The organism is Marinobacter sp. ES-1, from assembly GCF_000475255.1.
GTDB lineage: Bacteria > Pseudomonadota > Gammaproteobacteria > Pseudomonadales > Oleiphilaceae > Marinobacter > Marinobacter vinifirmus.
The window spans coordinates 66,744-82,991 of sequence record NZ_AXBV01000052.1 but is presented as its reverse complement, the minus strand read 5'-3'; the positions used below and the strand labels follow the sequence as shown (position 1 = coordinate 82,991).

Annotated in this window: 14 protein-coding genes and 1 tRNA gene; 12 read left to right on the top strand and 3 right to left on the bottom strand. The window is 59.1% G+C overall.

Features of this window, described 5'->3' with window-relative positions; translation table 11 throughout:
• Positions 1-378: a PilZ domain-containing protein gene (locus Q668_RS09600; RefSeq protein WP_036219667.1), complete on the bottom strand. Its 378-nt coding sequence runs from the start codon at positions 376-378 to the stop codon at positions 1-3.
• 236 nt (positions 379-614) lie between these two features.
• Between Q668_RS09600 and Q668_RS09595 the strand changes: the two genes are divergently transcribed.
• From Q668_RS09595 to Q668_RS09585, 3 genes are read left to right on the top strand one after another with little or no spacing between them, the layout of a single operon-like run.
• Positions 615-3,023 (top strand): Lon protease family protein, encoded by a 2,409-nt coding sequence (locus tag Q668_RS09595; RefSeq protein WP_036219647.1) that lies wholly within the window; start codon positions 615-617, stop codon positions 3,021-3,023.
• A 38-nt stretch (positions 3,024-3,061) separates the two neighbouring features.
• Positions 3,062-3,682 carry a response regulator FixJ gene (fixJ, locus tag Q668_RS09590; RefSeq protein WP_022989393.1) on the top strand — a complete coding sequence of 207 codons (621 nt, stop codon included), beginning with the start codon at positions 3,062-3,064 and terminating at the stop codon, positions 3,680-3,682.
• 51 nt (positions 3,683-3,733) lie between these two features.
• Positions 3,734-5,305 carry a response regulator gene (locus Q668_RS09585; RefSeq protein WP_022989392.1) on the top strand — a complete coding sequence of 524 codons (1,572 nt, stop codon included), beginning with the start codon at positions 3,734-3,736 and terminating at the stop codon, positions 5,303-5,305.
• Positions 5,306-5,310: 5 nt separating this feature from the next.
• On the opposite strand, the gene Q668_RS09580 is transcribed toward Q668_RS09585, so the two are convergent.
• On the bottom strand, positions 5,311-6,183 hold the full coding sequence (locus tag Q668_RS09580; protein ID WP_022989391.1) for a MaoC family dehydratase: 873 nt from the start codon (positions 6,181-6,183) through the stop codon (positions 5,311-5,313).
• 177 nt (positions 6,184-6,360) lie between these two features.
• Between Q668_RS09580 and Q668_RS09575 the strand changes: the two genes are divergently transcribed.
• Both Q668_RS09575 and Q668_RS09570 read left to right on the top strand, forming a co-directional pair.
• Positions 6,361-7,392: an AraC family transcriptional regulator gene (locus Q668_RS09575; RefSeq protein WP_036219645.1), complete on the top strand. Its 1,032-nt coding sequence runs from the start codon at positions 6,361-6,363 to the stop codon at positions 7,390-7,392.
• Positions 7,393-7,510: 118 nt separating this feature from the next.
• Positions 7,511-7,587, top strand: a tRNA-Asp gene (locus Q668_RS09570).
• 52 nt (positions 7,588-7,639) lie between these two features.
• Here Q668_RS09570 and Q668_RS09565 read toward each other — a convergent pair.
• On the bottom strand, positions 7,640-8,683 hold the full coding sequence (locus tag Q668_RS09565; protein WP_022989389.1) for an AraC family transcriptional regulator: 1,044 nt from the start codon (positions 8,681-8,683) through the stop codon (positions 7,640-7,642).
• Between the two features lie 138 nt (positions 8,684-8,821).
• Between Q668_RS09565 and Q668_RS09560 the strand changes: the two genes are divergently transcribed.
• The 7 genes from Q668_RS09560 to Q668_RS09530 all read left to right on the top strand — a co-directional run bounded on the left by Q668_RS09560 (position 8,822) and on the right by Q668_RS09530 (position 16,230).
• Positions 8,822-10,885: an NADPH-dependent 2,4-dienoyl-CoA reductase gene (locus tag Q668_RS09560; RefSeq protein ID WP_022989388.1), complete on the top strand. Its 2,064-nt coding sequence runs from the start codon at positions 8,822-8,824 to the stop codon at positions 10,883-10,885.
• A 133-nt stretch (positions 10,886-11,018) separates the two neighbouring features.
• Complete coding sequence (locus Q668_RS09555; RefSeq protein ID WP_022989387.1) at positions 11,019-12,269, top strand: hypothetical protein; 1,251 nt, start codon at positions 11,019-11,021, stop codon at positions 12,267-12,269.
• Between the two features lie 83 nt (positions 12,270-12,352).
• Positions 12,353-13,237 carry an NAD(+) kinase gene (locus tag Q668_RS09550; protein WP_022989386.1) on the top strand — a complete coding sequence of 295 codons (885 nt, stop codon included), beginning with the start codon at positions 12,353-12,355 and terminating at the stop codon, positions 13,235-13,237.
• Positions 13,238-13,239: 2 nt separating this feature from the next.
• Positions 13,240-14,229, top strand: a complete 990-nt coding sequence (locus tag Q668_RS09545) for a metallophosphoesterase (protein WP_022989385.1) — start codon at positions 13,240-13,242, stop codon at positions 14,227-14,229.
• A gap of 2 nt (positions 14,230-14,231) precedes the next feature.
• On the top strand, positions 14,232-14,921 hold the full coding sequence (locus Q668_RS09540) for a rhomboid family intramembrane serine protease (RefSeq protein WP_200861354.1): 690 nt from the start codon (positions 14,232-14,234) through the stop codon (positions 14,919-14,921).
• A 176-nt stretch (positions 14,922-15,097) separates the two neighbouring features.
• Positions 15,098-15,397 carry a YeaC family protein gene (locus Q668_RS09535; RefSeq protein WP_022989383.1) on the top strand — a complete coding sequence of 100 codons (300 nt, stop codon included), beginning with the start codon at positions 15,098-15,100 and terminating at the stop codon, positions 15,395-15,397.
• On the top strand, positions 15,394-16,230 hold the full coding sequence (locus Q668_RS09530) for a DUF2797 domain-containing protein (protein ID WP_022989382.1): 837 nt from the start codon (positions 15,394-15,396) through the stop codon (positions 16,228-16,230). Before Q668_RS09535 ends, Q668_RS09530 begins: the two co-directional genes overlap by 4 nt.
• Positions 16,231-16,248: the final 18 nt, after the last annotated feature.

Genomic DNA, 16,248 nt, shown 5'->3' with positions numbered 1-16,248 from the left:
CTAGCCGGCCAGGCGGCTGTAAAAGCCTTCAATGCGTGACAGGGCATTGTCGACGGCCCGGGAATAGCGTTTCTGGTCCAGGCAGTAACTGAACTGAACGCTCACCCGGAAGCCGGTGCGCCATGGCTGGCAGCGGACCACCCGGGCCGCCACGCGGGGTTCGTTAATGTATTTGCCGCGGATTTGCAGGTACAGGCGGGCGCCGGGTTCGACCGGCCGGGGGCACTGAACCGCCATGCCGTAGCGGTTCATATCCAGGCAGTTCACCGCCACCGGGTTCTTGCCACGGCCAAAAAAGCCGCGTTCACTGAGCTGCACGTTCAGGCAGGTGGCGGGAAACCGTTCCTTGATTCGGCGATCTGAGGGCTTACTTGCCATGGCTGCATCCACTGTCTTTTTGTCTTTGTTGTTTCCGGAAGCCATCCGGACCCTCAAGTGTAGCTAGCACCGGGTTGTCTGAAAATTGATCAACATGAAAAGTGTGACTGGCGTCTCACCCGGCAGTTGCTCCGGCCTGATCGGATAAAACCGGAACCGGTAGGCGACAGTCTGTCTGGCAAACACTACAATGGCGGGTTCAAAACCATTCAAACCGATGTCGACGGGAAGCAAACTTGAAGTCATTGCCGCTGCACCAACTCTACAAATCCTGTGTTCTGAAAGAGCTGCCATTCAAAACCACCCGGCAACTTGAGCCGCTGGCTGAGATCGTCGGCCAGAACCGTGCCCAGGAAGCCGTGCGCTTCGCACTGGCCATGCCCCATGGTGGTTACAACGTGTATGCGGTAGGCCGGAACGGGTTGGGCAAGCGCACCATGATGCTGCGCTACCTGGAGCACCATGTAGACACCGAGCAGCAAAGCCATGACTGGTGTTACGTGGCCAATTTCGAAGAGCCTCGTAACCCGAAGCTGCTGAAGCTGCCCTCGGGCAAGGGCACCCAGCTGAAGCAGGACATGGAAAAGCTGATGGCCCGGCTGGTGAAGATGATTCCCCAGACCTTCGAGGGCGACAGTTTTCTGGAGCGCGCCGAGCAGCTGAAGAACGACTACGTCAAACTGCAGGAAGACGAACTCGAAAAGGTGGCCAACCAGGCCAAGCGCAAGAAAGTGCGCCTGACCATCAGCACCCCCGGCGGATACCGGCTGGTGGCTATGAACGGCGAAGAGCCCCACACGGCGGAAAGCTTCCAGGCCCTGACCCAGGAGCAGCGGGACAAGTTCGAGGAAGTTATCAACAAGCTGGAGAAGAAACTCCGGCAGGTTCTGCGCAAGCTGGCAGACTGGGAGCAGGAATACGCCGAGAAACAGCAGGCCCTGAACCAGGAAACCCTGGAAGGCATCTCCGGCCACCAGATTGACGAGCTGAAAGACAAGTATAAAGAGCTGCCAGACGTAACGGCCTACCTGGAAGCGGTGCGCAAAGACCTGGCTGAAAACCTGGATATCTTCCTGGAAGACGACGAAGAGCAGGCGGCCATTGCCTATGCGTCACTGGACAAGAAAACACCCCGCCGCTACATCGTGAATGTGCTGGTACACCAGACCAGCAACGAAGTACCTGTGGTGGTGGAAGATAACCCCACCTACCACAATCTGTTCGGTTACGTGGAAAACGTCACCTACAAGGGCACGGTGTTTACCGACTTCTCGCTGATTCGCCCCGGCAGCCTGCACAAGGCCAACGGTGGTTACCTGCTGATGGATGCCATCAAGGTGCTGGAGCAGCCCTTCGTGTGGGATGGCCTGAAGCGGGCGCTGCGCTCCCGTACCCTTCAGATCAACTCCCTGGAGCGGGAACTGACCCTCTCCGGGACCATTTCCATCGAGGCGGAATCGGTGCCGCTGGATGTGAAGATTGTGCTGTTCGGGGACCGCGAAACCTGGATGCTGCTGCAGGAATACGATTCCGAGTTTGCCGAGCTGTTCCGGGTAACGGCGGACTTCGAGAATGAAATGTACCGCACGGCGGAAAGTCAGCTGCAGTACGCCAAGTTTATTGCCAGCCTGGTGGTGGAAAAGAAACTGCTGCATTGCAACACCAGGGCGGTGGCACGGGTAATTGAACACAGCGCCCGTATGGCCGACCACCAGGACCGGTTATCGCTGCATGCCGCGGATATTGCCAACCTGCTGCGGGAATCGGATTTCTGGGCCCGCCAGGCCGGCGCCCGGTTGATTACCGAGGTGCACGTGGAGCGGGCGCTGGAAAGTGCCCGTTACCGCAGCAGTCGTATTCGTGACCAGTTCTACGACTCCATTCGCGACGGCACCACACTGGTTACCACCTCCGGCACATGTGTGGGGCAGGTGAATGCGTTGTCTGTGCTGTCTACCGGCGGTTTCGAGTTCGGCTTGTCTAACCGGGTAACGGCAACCTGCTACTATGGTGATGGTGCCGTGATGGATATCGAGCGGGACGTAAAGCTGGGTGGCAACATTCACTCCAAGGGTGTGATGATTCTCAGCTCCTGGCTGGCGTCTTACTTTGCGGTGAACGATCCCATGCACCTGTCCGCCAGCCTGACCATGGAACAGAACTATGGTGAGGTAGACGGCGACAGCGCATCGCTGGCGGAGCTGGTGGCGCTGATCTCGTCGTTGTCCGGTGTGCCGGTGCGCCAGGACCTGGCCATTACCGGTTCAGTGAACCAGTTTGGCGAGGTGCAGCCCATCGGCGGTGTGAACGAGAAAATTGAAGGCTTCTTTGCCACCTGCGAGCTCAAGGGCGGTTTGACCGGCACCCAGGGTGTGATCATTCCGGAAACCAACGTGCAGAACCTGATGCTCGACAGTGAAGTGGTGCAGGCTGCGCGCAATGGCAAGTTTGCGGTTTACCCGGTAAGCCGGGTGGAAGAGGCCGTTACCTTGCTGCTGGACAAGCCCGCCGGCAAGGCGAATGACAAAGGCCGGTATCCCAGGCAGAGTGTTTTTGGCATTATTCAGCAGCGGCTTGAGAAAATGCGGGAACACGAGCGGCAGGAACACGCGCGGGACGAGCACAAAGACCCGTCCATCCACTGACCGGGACCATAATAAAACGGACAGGAGAATAGAGATCCATGACTGATATCCAGCAAACTGTGTACGTGGTAGAAGACGACGAAGCCGTCCGCGACTCCCTGGAGTTGTTGCTGAAATCCGATGGCAAGCCGGTGAAGACCTTTGAGAGCGCCAACGCCTTTCTGAAGGACTACTCCGATAAAATGGCCGGCTGCATTGTGCTGGATATCCGTATGCCGGGTATGGACGGCATGGAGCTGCAGAAGAAGCTGAACGAAAAGCATTCGATTCTGCCCATTATCTTTGTGACCGGCCACGGTGACGTGCCGATGGCGGTAGACGCCATGAAGGAAGGCGCAGTGGACTTCATCCAGAAGCCGTACCGGGAAGAAGCCCTGCTGGAAAAGATTGAGGCGGCCCTGGAGCAGGACCTCGAACAGCGCAAGACCCTGGACGAAAAACAGGAAATCATCCGCCGGGTGAAAAGCCTGACCCCGCGGGAAGCCGAAATCATGGACCGCATGATTGCCGGCCAGGCCAACAAGGTGATTGCCATCGAGCTGGAGATCAGCCAGCGCACCGTGGAAATCCACCGTTCCCGGGTTATGCACAAGATGGGTACACATTCCCTTGCACATCTGGTGCGTATGGTTCTGTCCGTAAAGGACCTTATCGACTAAGCCGGTTGCTGTGGTCATCATGCCAGAACGTTTATAACCGGCCACGCTTGTATGACTGAAGTTGTCAGTGAGAACTCAGAGGTGACGGTCCTGCTGGTTGATGACAACCCGCAGAACCTGAAAGTCCTCTACGAGACCCTGAAAGACAAAGGCTACCGCCTGCTGATTGCCAACGAAGGCGAGAAAGCACTGGACCTGGCCCACCGTCACCACCCGGAAGTGATCCTGCTGGATATTATGATGCCGGAGATGGATGGCTATGAGGTGTGCGAGCGCCTGAAGGCCGATCCCGAAACCGCCGACATCGCCGTGGTGTTCCTGTCCGCCCTCGATGACCTTCAGGCCAAGGTGAAGGGCTTTTCCCTGGGCGGGGCCGACTACATCTCCAAGCCGTTCCAGTCCCTGGAAGTGATTGCCCGGGTGAAAACCCATGCCCGGGTTATCCGGCTGGAACGTGAGCTGCAGGCCCGCAACCGGGAGCTGCAGGGCGACCAGACCCGCATCCTGGATTCCATCAGCGAAGGCATCTACGGGCTGGACGAAAATGGCCTGATCGAGTTTGCCAACCCGGCGGCCGCCGCGATTGCCGGCCGCCCGGTTGAAGACCTGATTGGCAAATGTTTCTTTGACCTGCACTTTGCCACGGCTGAAGAATGCCGTGACAGCCTGCCGGTGATGGCGACCTGTAACAAAGGTGTGCCTGAACACCAGCGGGATATCCAGATGCTGCGTGCCGATGGCAGCAGCTTCCCCGCGGAATACCGGGCCACCCCCAAGCTTGATGGCGATGAGCTGCATGGCGCAGTGGTGGTGTTTCACGACATTACCGCCGAGCTGGAAAGCGAAAAAGCCCTGGAAGAAGCCCGTGAGCTGGTGCAGGAACAGCGTGACCAGCTGGCCCATACGTCCCGCCTGACCACCATGGGCGAGATGGCCGCCGGTTTCGCCCACGAGGTAAACCAGCCGCTGACCGCGATTTCCAACTATGCCCGGGTTTCCAAGCGCATGATGGCCAAGGACGAGCCTGACCTTGAGCTGCTGGGTGAAACCCTGGATAAAATCGATGCCCAGTCCCACCGGGCCAGCGAGATTATCCGCCGCATCCGCCGCTTTATGAAAAAGCCTGCCACCGGTAAGGAAGAATTGTCGGTGCCCGAGTTGCTGGAAGACACCCGGCAGTTTGCCGAGGTGGACATGCGCAACAATGAGGGCGGCATTGAGGTGCGGATAGACGACGATCTGCCGGGTGTACTGGCAGACCCCATCCAGGTGCAGCAGGTGGCCCTGAACCTGATCCGCAACGCCCTGGAGGCAACACGCAGTGCCGGTTCGTCCCAGCCTGTGGAGGTTTCAGCACGGCGTTGTGGTGAGCAGTGCGTTCGGGTAGAGGTGCGTGACCACGGTGTCGGTGTGCCGGAAGAGGCCGAGGACAAGCTGTTCCACCCGTTCTACACCACCAAGGAAGATGGCATGGGCATTGGCCTTGCTACCTGTCGCTCGCTGATGCAGGCCCAGGGTGGCGATATCGGCTACCAGCGCCCGGAAGGCGACGGTGCCTGTTTCTGGTTTGTATTGCCCATTGCAGGCGCCGAGGGCGCACCCTGCATCCCCGACGAAGTCTGACTCCCTTATAGCCAGTCTATGCGCCCGGTAAGGTGGGGCGCGTCTCCCTTGGCATTCAGAATCTGATAGTCCCAGCCGTCTGCCCCGGTGCGCCAGTTCAGCTGCGCGGTGCCGGGCAGGAACAGCGGCTTCTTGAACTGGCAGCTGACCTTCACGGGCCCTGTTTGCCAGTCTTCCTGTTGTTCCAGCAGTGCCAGTGCGTGGGCCTTGCTCCACATGCCATGGGCAATCGCCCGTGGAAAACCGAAAGCCCGGGCGCTCAGGGCGTGCATGTGGATGGGGTTGCGGTCACCGGATACCTTCGCATATTGCCGGCCGATGCTTTCCGGCGCCTTGATGGCTTCAGAGAAAGGGTAATGGTCCAGTTGCGGGGGATTCTTGCTGCCTCCGGAGGTTCCCTGGCCGGCCATTCGGAACAGGTTGGTGCTGGTTTCTTCCCAGATCAGCTTGCCGGCGGCCCGGGCTTCGGTAATCAGGTCGAACTCCATGCCCCTGTCTGTGCGCTGCTGGTTGCCCAGCGTTACCCGGATATCCAGGTTTTCGCCGGCACTGACCGGGCGATGCTGGATGATGGTGTTGCGCAGGTGCACCAGCCCCAGCAAGGGCAGCGGGAAGGTTTTTTCCGTCAGCAGCTTCAGGTGCAGGGGGAACGCCAGGATGTGGGGCCAGGTAATGGGGGCCCGGGAGCCAGGTTTGAACCCGCATATGCGCTGATAGGTTTTCAGGGCCGGAGTGTTGGTGGCAATCCCCAGCAGGTCTGCCTGCAGGTCCGGAATGCGGGTTTGCTCGCCCGGCTTGTGTTGTTTGGGCAGCAGGGCCTTGCCATATAGTGGCAGCAAGGCCGGCGGTGCGCTGTGGTAGACCAGTGAATCCGGCATTAAGGCTTTCTCCCGATTATTAATGGTTTCAGGTACAACTGTGCGTGCGTGGCCTGATATGCTCTAATGTACGACGAAAGTCTGGCAAACCCGGCCAGAGGTGGCATTGACCCGGCGTGCTCCGGACCCTGTCCGGTGGGTCAAAGTGGTAACTGATAAATAAAAAAGCGGGACTCTATGCAGGAACTACGTGATGCGGGCGTGATGCTGCGCCTGATTTATGAGGCGATGAAGAAAAAGGGCATTGATACCAATGCTATTTTCAGCCGTCTGGGTGTAGACGAGCAGTATGTTTATACCGATCAGCTCCGAACTCCCCACAATGCCCAGCTGTATTTCTGGCAGGCGGTTGAAGATGTATCCGGTGATGAAGATGTTGGCCTGCACCTGGGGCCACTGTTGCCGGCCTACAAAGGGCAGGTACTGGAATACCTGTTCCTGAGTAGCCCCACCTTTGGCGAAGGTCTTCGCCGGGCCCAGAACTATCAGCGCCTGCTGAGTGATGCGGCCAATACCGATTTCTTTGTGGAAGGCGACGAAGCCTGCATGGTGCTGGATGCAGCCTCGGAAGAAGTCAGCCGGCTGCGGCACTTCAACGAGTGTTTTGTGCAGGGCTTGATTACCTTCTTCAAATCCATCACCGATGGCCGTTTTTATCCCTCCCGCATCGAGTTCGAGCATGAGCGGGAAAAAGGTATCGACCACGCAAAGGAAGTGCTCGGTTGTGATGTGGTGTTCGGCGCCCGTGAAAACCGTCTGTACTTCCCGGTGGAAATTCTGTCCTATGCCTCGCCCCATGCCGAGCCGGAACTGCTGGCCCTGCACGAGCGTTTTGCCAGTGAGCAGGTAGCGAGGCTCGAGAAGAAAGACATCGTAGGGCAGGTGGAACGGATTATTGCCGAGCTGCTGGACAGCGGTGAGGTGACACTGGATGCGGTGGCCGAACGGCTAGGCATCAAACCCAGAACCCTGCGCACCCGGCTGACCGAAGCTGAAACCAGTTTCAACCAGGTACTGGCGGATTTCCGGTACCGGCTGGCCCGTCAGCTGCTGGCAACCACCGACGAGTCCATCGACGAGATTGTGTATCTGACCGGTTTCTCCGAGCCCAGCACCTTCTACCGTGCGTTCAAGCGCTGGTCCGGCATGACGCCGATCGAGTACCGTAAAACCGCCCAGACCAAGGATGTGATGGTCGACGCCATGTAAGGCGGTTTTCTGAAAATCTGAAAAAAGTTCTTCAAAAGCGTTGACATAAACGGGGGCGTCTTTATAATGCGCCCTCGTTGTCACAGAGCAGTCGCAAGACAGCTCAGGCACGCCGCGCGGAGCGGTAGTTCAGTTGGTTAGAATACCGGCCTGTCACGCCGGGGGTCGCGGGTTCGAGTCCCGTCCGCTCCGCCATTTATCTCCTCCCCCTTGTTTTCGATATCCCCTTTTTATTTCCAGCTTTTTCTCAGCTATCTGACCTGATTTGTTTTCGCCGTTCGCCCGGGCTTGTTCCGTGCCAGCGCTGGTATGCCTTGTGAAAGGCCGGCGGGTTGGCAAAGCCCAGCAGCCAGGCAATTTCCGCCAGTGATGTATCGGTTTCCTTCAGGTAATCCTCTGCCAGTTGTTTGCGGGTGTCGTCCAGCAGTTGCCGGAACCCGGTACCCTCGGCGCTCAGTTGCCGTTGCAGGGTCCAGGCCGTGGTGCCCAGCCGGGCCGCCAGTGTTTCCAGCGTAGGTGTTTCACCCCGCAGCAGGGGGGTTAACAGATGGCGCACCCGGTCGGCCACGCTCCAGCCTTTGCGGATTTGCCGCAGCTCCCGTTCACAGACTCCTGACAGCTTGTCGTACATGCCCTCATGGGCCTGGGACGGGCTTTGTCGCCACACGCTTTCCTTGAAGCGGATGGCGTTTTCCCGGGCGCCGAACTCTACCGGGCAGCGAAACCAGCTTTCGAACACGTCGTCCAGGCCAATGGATGGATACTCTATCCATACCTTTTCCAGCACGTCGTAGCGGCCGGTGATATGCCGGGCCAGTTGGGTCCAGGCCGCCAGTATGGAATCCACCACAAAGTAGTTGTACGGGTTGTAGGGCTGGATCGAGTAGAAGCGCACGGTGCGCTGGAATTCATCGACCGAGGGTTCGCCCCGGGAATTCTGGCTGGTGAGCAGGGAATAGCGAATCAGGCTACGGAAGGCCTGGCGCACCGAGCTGGCAGTTTCTGCGGCCAGTCCGGCCATGCCGGCGTCCACCGGCCGAGTCAGGGCGCCCATGCGCAGGCCCAGGGCGGGGTTGCCGGTCACGGTGATGGCAGCATGGCCAAGACGCATAAAACGGGGGATGCTGATGCGGGCATCAGCCGAGGCCAGTGCAGCATCATCCAGCCGGAACCTCGCTTTCAGTTTGTCGATATTGCCGCCTTCGGCTTCGGTTGCGCGCAGCAGTACTGCCGCATACAGCAGGCTGATATCGCCGAGGGCGTTCTGTTTAGGGGGGCTATTTTCAGGCATGCCGGTATTATTGCTGTTATCCAGAGATAATAAAATGTCTGGTCTGGATATTGTTGGCGCCTTCGGTGCTGGGTAGTGTAGGCCCATAACAACGGGAGCCTCGACATCCCGCCTGATAATCTGATGAGGAGCACCGCAATGACCGCAACACCTGGCACCAGCAAGTACCCGCACCTGCTTGAGCCCCTGGACCTGGGCTTTACCAAACTTCGCAACCGCACCCTGATGGGCTCCATGCACACGGGTCTTGAGGAAGTGAAGGGTGGCTTCGACCGGCTGGCGGCATTCTATGCCGAGCGTGCCCGTGGCGGCGCCGGGTTGATTGTGACCGGCGGCATCGGCCCCAACAGCGAAGGCGCGGTGTTCCAGCACGCGGCCAAGATGAGCACCGAGGAAGAGTCTGACAAGCACAAGGTGATCACCCAGGCCGTGCACGAGGCCGATGGCAAGATCTGTATGCAGATCCTGCACGCTGGCCGTTATGCCTATTCTCCGGAGCTGGTAGCGCCCTCTGCCATCCAGGCACCCATCAACCCGTTCAAGCCCAAAGAACTTGATGAAGCGGGTATCCAGAAGCAGATTGACGACTACGTGAACTGTGCCGCCCTGGCCCAGCGCGCCGGCTACGACGGCGTCGAGATTATGGGCTCCGAGGGTTATTTTATTAACCAGTTCATCGTCAAACACACCAACCACCGTACCGACCAGTGGGGTGGCAGCTATGAAAACCGCATTCGCCTGCCGATTGAAATCGTGCGCCGTGTGCGTGAGCGGGTGGGCGAGAACTTCATCATTGTGTACCGCCTGTCCATGCTGGACCTGATCGAAGACGGCAGCACCTGGGAAGAAGTGGTGCAGCTGGCCAAGGAAATCGAAAAAGCCGGCGCCACGATTATCAACACCGGTATCGGCTGGCATGAAGCCCGTGTGCCTACCATTGCCACCTCGGTACCCCGCGGTGCCTTTACCAAGGTAACTGCCCACCTGAAAGGCGAGGTAAGCATTCCGCTGGTAACCACCAACCGGATCAACATGCCGGATGTGGCCGAGAAGATCCTGGCCGAAGGCGATGCCGACATGGTCTCCATGGCCCGGCCGTTCCTGGCGGATGCCGAGCTGGTACTGAAAGCAGCCGAAGACCGTGCCGAGGAAATCAACACCTGCATCGGCTGTAACCAGGCCTGCCTGGACCATACCTTCAGCGGCAAGCTCACCACCTGCCTGGTGAACCCGCGCGCCTGTAACGAAACCCTGCTGACCTATGTGAAAACCGCCCAGCCCAAATCCATCGCGGTGGTGGGTGCCGGCCCGGCAGGCCTCGCCTTTGCCAGCGTAGCCGCAGAGCGTGGCCACAAGGTGACGGTGTTTGATGACGGCAGCGAGATCGGCGGCCAGTTCAACGTGGCCAAGCGGATTCCGGGTAAGGAAGAGTTCTACGAAACCCTGCGTTATTTCCGTGTGATGCTCGACAAGCACGGCGTGGATGTCCGCCTGAACACCCGGGTGAGTGCAGACGACCTGAAAGCCGGTGGCTTCGATGAAGTGGTTATGGCCACCGGTGTCGAGCCCCGCACCCCGGATATCGAAGGTATCGACCATCCGAAGGTGATCGGCTACCTGGATGCCCTGATGGGTCGCAAGCCGGTGGGCCAGCGTGTCGCGGTAATCGGTGCTGGCGGTATCGGCTTTGATGTGTCCGAATTCATCGTGCATCAGGGCGAATCGCCGTCACTGAACACCGAACACTTTATGAAAGAGTGGGGTGTCGACCTGACTGTGGCGCATCGTGGTGGTATTCAGGGCGTGCAGCCGGAAGTACCGGCCCCGGCCCGTGAGGTGTTCCTGCTGCAGCGCAAGGCTTCCAAGGTGGGCAAGAACCTGGGCAAGACCACCGGCTGGATTCACCGTACATCCCTGAAGAACCGCAATGTGCAGATGGTTCCGGGTGTGTCTTACCGCAAGATTGACGACGAAGGCCTGCACATCACGGTTACGCCCAAGGGCGCGGAGCAGGGCGAAGACAAGCTGCTGCCGGTGGATACCATCATCGTGTGTGCCGGCCAGGAGCCGTTGCGCGAACTGCAGGCAGGCCTTGAAGCCGCAGGCCTGCCGGTGCACCTGATTGGTGGCGCAGATGTTGCCGCCGAGCTGGATGCCAAGCGGGCGATTGATCAGGGCAGCCGCCTGGCAGCGGAGATCTGATCACAAATCGTTGCAGTTTTTCTCTGTGTTTTGGGGCCGGTCTGGCTAGACTATGGAAATCCGGCAAGGGGGTAGGGAACCCTCGGGCCGGCCCTGTCGTTCGAATAACAAGTTACAAGCATGGAGAAGGTTGATGGTCAGTGCCGCCCAGGCAGCCGAGGGTAACTCAGCTGTCTTCTTGATGGATGGTAGCCAGGTGTCCCGGCAGATGCGTTGGTCGGAGTTTGGTGCCTTTCTGGATGGCTATGTTGGGCTTTCGGACCTTGCCGAAACCGATGTACGCGCCGTGCTGGTCAATCTCAACCCTGACCTGACGGTGGCCTCCCTGGTGTTCTTCCGGATCTGGTTTGACGAAGAAGGCCGCGCAGACAGCAGTTGGAACGTGCCCATCGAAGCGCTGGCGGAAAAGGGTGCCAAGGGCCCCGACCTGGGCGGTGGCGCAATCCGCCTGGTGTGTCGCAGCCAGTGTCCGGACCCTGCTTTTGCCGAAGAACTCTGGGACCCGGATATGACCCCGGGCAGCAACCATTTCCACTCGATTCGCAAGGCTGTTGAAGCCAATACCCTGCATTTCCGCCAGGCTGAGCCAGCAGAAGAGAATATCCCTGTACTGGTGAATTCGTCGTCTGCGGCCACCGACGAGCGTGTCGATATCGAACGTGCCCGCCTGGCCCAGGTGCTTCGGGAGCAACGGCTGCGCATCAAAACCCTGCAGAGCGTGCACCGGGATGCGGTGTCTGACCTGCAGCGTGACCATCGCCTGGAGATGCAGGCTTTGCGTTCGGAGATGACCGAGCTGGACCAGAAGTACGAACGGCTTCGGGTCAGTAAGGAGCAGCTCAAGAATCGCCTGCAGGAGCGTAATGAGCAATACCTCGCGCTACAGGAGCAGCTGGGTAAAGAGACCCCGGCCGATCCGGACGCAGGGCCCGACGTTGAGGGCGGCAAATCGGATGCCGAAACGGTCCTGCTGAGGGAGCAGCTGGAGCGCAAGGAGCGGGAGCTGGAGCTGCGGGAGGAAAGGCTGGTTGCCCTCGAACAGGAAAACCAGGAGCTCAGAAATCGCGAAGTGCCGGAAGATTCGCTGCTGGAACAGTTGCGAAACCAGGTGGTGTTCCTGGTGGCTTATCACCCGGGTGTCGGCCACATTACACTGCCGTACGATGATATCGAAACTTACTTTGCCAATCCCCAGGCCTACGCCGCTGACCAGTGCGGCATGAACGAGGCCGCCTACCGGGAGTGGCTGGCCCACTATGAAAACCCTGTGTGCAACCATGCTGGTGCCGACGGCAATGCGTGCGGTGAACCGATCATGAGAGTGTCCCAGCCGGCGGATTTCGAGGCCGGCAAAGACGACCGCTGCGAACAGCATAAAGCCTGATCCCGCGAAGTTTTTTCAGTATCCGCCCGAGTTTCGTTAAACTGTGGGTCTGTTCGTCTCATTCAGACACCACGGGATACTTCATGGACCAGTTCAGGAATATCGGGATTATCGGGCGCATGGGCAGCGTCAAGGTAGTTGAGTCGCTGCGCCAGCTGAAACAGTACCTGACCGCAAACAACTACCACGTCATTATCGAAGAAGACACCGCGACCATGATTCCGGGCCACGGCCTGCAGGTGGCCAGCAAGAAGCTCCTGGGTGAAATCTGCGACCTGGTAATCGTGGTCGGTGGTGACGGCAGTTTGCTGGGCGCCGCCCGGGAAATGGCCAAGGCCAAGATTCCGTTGCTGGGCGTTAACCGGGGTCGCCTCGGATTTCTGACCGATATCTCCCCCAACGACCTTGAAGAGCGGCTGGCCCAGGTGCTGGCCGGTGACTACATCGAAGAATCCCGGTTTCTGCTGGACGGCCACGTAGAGCGCAACGGCCAGCCTCTTGGCTATGGCTCTGCCCTGAACGACGTGGTGCTGCACCCGGGCAAGTCTACCCGGATGATCGGTTTCGACCTGTTTATCGACGGCCACTTTGTTTACAGCCAGCGCTCTGATGGCCTGATTGTGGCCACGCCCACCGGTTCGACGGCGTATTCACTGTCTGCCGGCGGTCCGATTATGCATCCCAAGCTGGATGCCGTGGTGCTGGTGCCCATGTTCCCCCATACCCTCAGCAGTCGCCCGATCGTGGTGGATGGCAAGAGCGAGATCAAGCTGGTGATCGGCGAGACCAACGAAACCTATCCGCAGATCAGTTTCGATGGCCAGATGAACATTTCCTGCGCGCCGGGTGACATCATTCGCATCACCAAGAAGCCCTTCAAGGTTCGGCTGATTCACCCCACCGACCACAACTTCTATGCCACCTGCCGTGACAAGCTGGGCTGGGCAAGCACGATTACAGCGAGTTGAGTATGGCGGGTTACGACATTATCGGCGACATCCACGGTTGCGCTAACACGCTGCAGCGGCTGCTGGATCAGATGGGCTACCGCAAGGTGAACGGGGTTTACCGGCACCCGAAGCGGCAGGCAATTTTTATCGGTGACATTATCGACCGCGGCCCGCGCATCCGCGAGGCCCTGCACCTGGTGCGGGATATGGTGGAGCATGGCGCTGCCCGTATTGTCATGGGCAACCATGAGTACAATGCGCTGGGTTACTGCACCCGGGCCCGCCCGGGCAGTGGCAAGCAGTTCCTGCGAGAGCACAACCCGCGGCACGACCGGCTGATCAAGGAAACCCTTGAGCAGTTTGATGCGTATCCTCATGAGTGGAATGAATTCCTGGAATGGTTTTACACCATTCCGCTGTTCATCGACGACGAGGATTTCCGGGTGGTGCACGCGTGCTGGGACCAGGACCTGATCGACAAGTTCAGGCAAAACCAGGGCGGAGTCTGCATTGATGAAGACTTCCTGCATGCCTCTGCAGCTATCGAGTCGTTTGCCGGGCAGGTGATGGATACCTTGCTGCGGGGAACCGACCTGCGCTTGCCGGAAGGCATGTCGATTACCGGCAAGGACGGCTATGTGCGGGAATTCTTCCGCACCAAGTTCTGGGCCGATGATCCGAAAACCTACGCCGACGTGGTGTTCCAGCCAGACCCGCTGCCGCCGGAAGTGGCCCGTATGGAGCTGACGGATGCCGAGTACCGGCAACTGATCACCTACCCGCTGGATGCGCCCCCGGTGTTTGTGGGCCATTACTGGATGGATGGCAAGCCGGCGCCGCTGAAGGCCAATGTGGCCTGTATCGATTACAGTGCGGTGAAGTACGGCAAGCTGGTGGCGTACCGGATGGACGGCGAAGACGTGCTGTCGAAAGACAAGTTTGTCTGGGTGGATGTAGACCGGCCGGAACAGCCGGATTATCCGACCAGTGAAGACAGTGTGGCACGCTGAGGCTGGGAGAGCAGGTGGATAACGAAAGGTCTTACCCGATTACCCCGGACGGCCGTTGGCAGCCCGCGCCACGCCACGCCCCGTTTGTGATCGCAACCATAGTGATCGCGGTGGTGATGGTGTGGTTTACCGGCATGGGCCAGAACGCCCTGGCGGCAAACCTGATGTTTGTGGATCCCCGGCCATTCAGTTGGGAGGTGTTTAGCTCGCTGGCTGGCCGCCTGGAGGCGCTGTCGGCGTCCCTGGCCAGTGGCCAGGTGTGGCGGCTGATTACCCCGGATTTCCTGCACTTCAGCTGGACCCACATCATCTTCAACTCGGTGATGTTGTGGTTTCTGGGCAGTCAGATTGAGTGGATAGACGGCCGTGCCCGGCTGGCGGTGCTGTTTGTGGTGGCAAGCCTGCTGTCCAATGGCCTGCAGTACCTGGTGTCCGGCCCGCTGTTTGGTGGCTTGTCCGGTGTGGTGTACGGCATTCTAGGTTACTGCTGGATGAGCCAGCGCAGGCGCCCGCGTTTCCAGTTCCCGCCGGCCCTGGTGACCTTTGCGCTGGTGTGGATGGTGATCGGCTTTACGCCGTTGCCGGAAATGCTTGGCCTTGGCCGCATGGCCAACGAAGCCCATCTGGGCGGTTTTGTGGCAGGGTTGCTGGTGGCTGCGTTGTCGCCCTTGCGGGGCAAGCGCTGGCGATAAACCAAAAAAAAAGCCCCACCGGAAGGTGGGGCATAAAAAGAGCGTTTAGCTCCTGATGAGAGAGACCAAATGATACGACCGTCTGTCATTTGGTGAGGTAATGATAATTGTTATCATTTGCGTCTGTCAAACGGATTTGCCGATTTTTCAATGAACAAATTTTCAGGAGGTGGGCAATGACCTACGAAGAGTTGATCGAGCGGCTGGATCCGAACGTGTACCGCAATCTGAAACAGGCGATTGAGCTGGGCAAGTGGCCGGACGGCCGTGCCATGACCCGTGAGCAGCGGGAAATCAGCCTGGAAGCGGTGATCTATTACGAAGAAAAGCACAAGGTGCCGGAAGAGCAGCGTGTCGGCTACCTCGACCGGGGCGAAAAGGCGGGTACCGCCTGTGACCCGTCTGTGCAGTTCCGCAAGGATCGCCAGGGCAACGATGATGTCGATCCGGATCAGTTTGTAGAGGTCAAGGTTTGAGCGACTCCATTGATGTAACCGGCCGTCTTCGCAAGATGCCGGCCGAAGCCGGCGACCCGGTAGCCTATACCCTGGCGGTGGGCGATACCCGCATTCCGCTGAATGATCTGGTAGGGCGCAAGGTCCGGCTGGATTTTGATGGCGTGATCCGCTGTATCCATTGCGATCGCACCACCAAGAAGAGTTTCAACCAGGGCTATTGTTACCCCTGCTTCCGCAAGCTGGCAGCTTGTGACAGCTGCATCATGAGCCCGGAAAAGTGCCATTTTCACCTGGGCACCTGCCGGGAGCCGGAATGGGGCGACGCCAACTGCATGGTGGAGCACGTGGTGTACCTGGCCAATTCCAGTGGCCTGAAGGTGGGTATTACCCGGGGCTCGCAAGTGCCTACGCGCTGGATTGACCAGGGCGCGGTGACGGCGATCCCCATGCTGCGGGTTTCCAGCCGCTACCTTTCCGGGCTGGTGGAAGTGGCGTGCAAGAGCCATGTGGCCGATCGCACCAACTGGCGGGCCATGCTCAAGGGCGATGTGCCGGAGCTGGACCTGGCCCAGGAGCGCCAGAGAATCCTGGAGCTGATCGAAGACGACCTGGCGCAATTGCGCGCAGAGCACGGTGAAGACAGCATCCGGATTGTGGACGAGGCCTCACTTGGGCTGGGTTATCCGGTTCAGGTATGGCCGGCGAAAGTGAAAACCCATAATCTGGATAAAACGCCGGAAGTGGAAGGGCTGCTTGAAGGTGTCAAGGGGCAGTACCTGATGCTGGACACCGGGGTGATCAATATCCGCAAATTTACCGGCTATGAAGTCCGGTTCCGGGTTCTCGACTGAGCCCGCCATGTCTTTTGT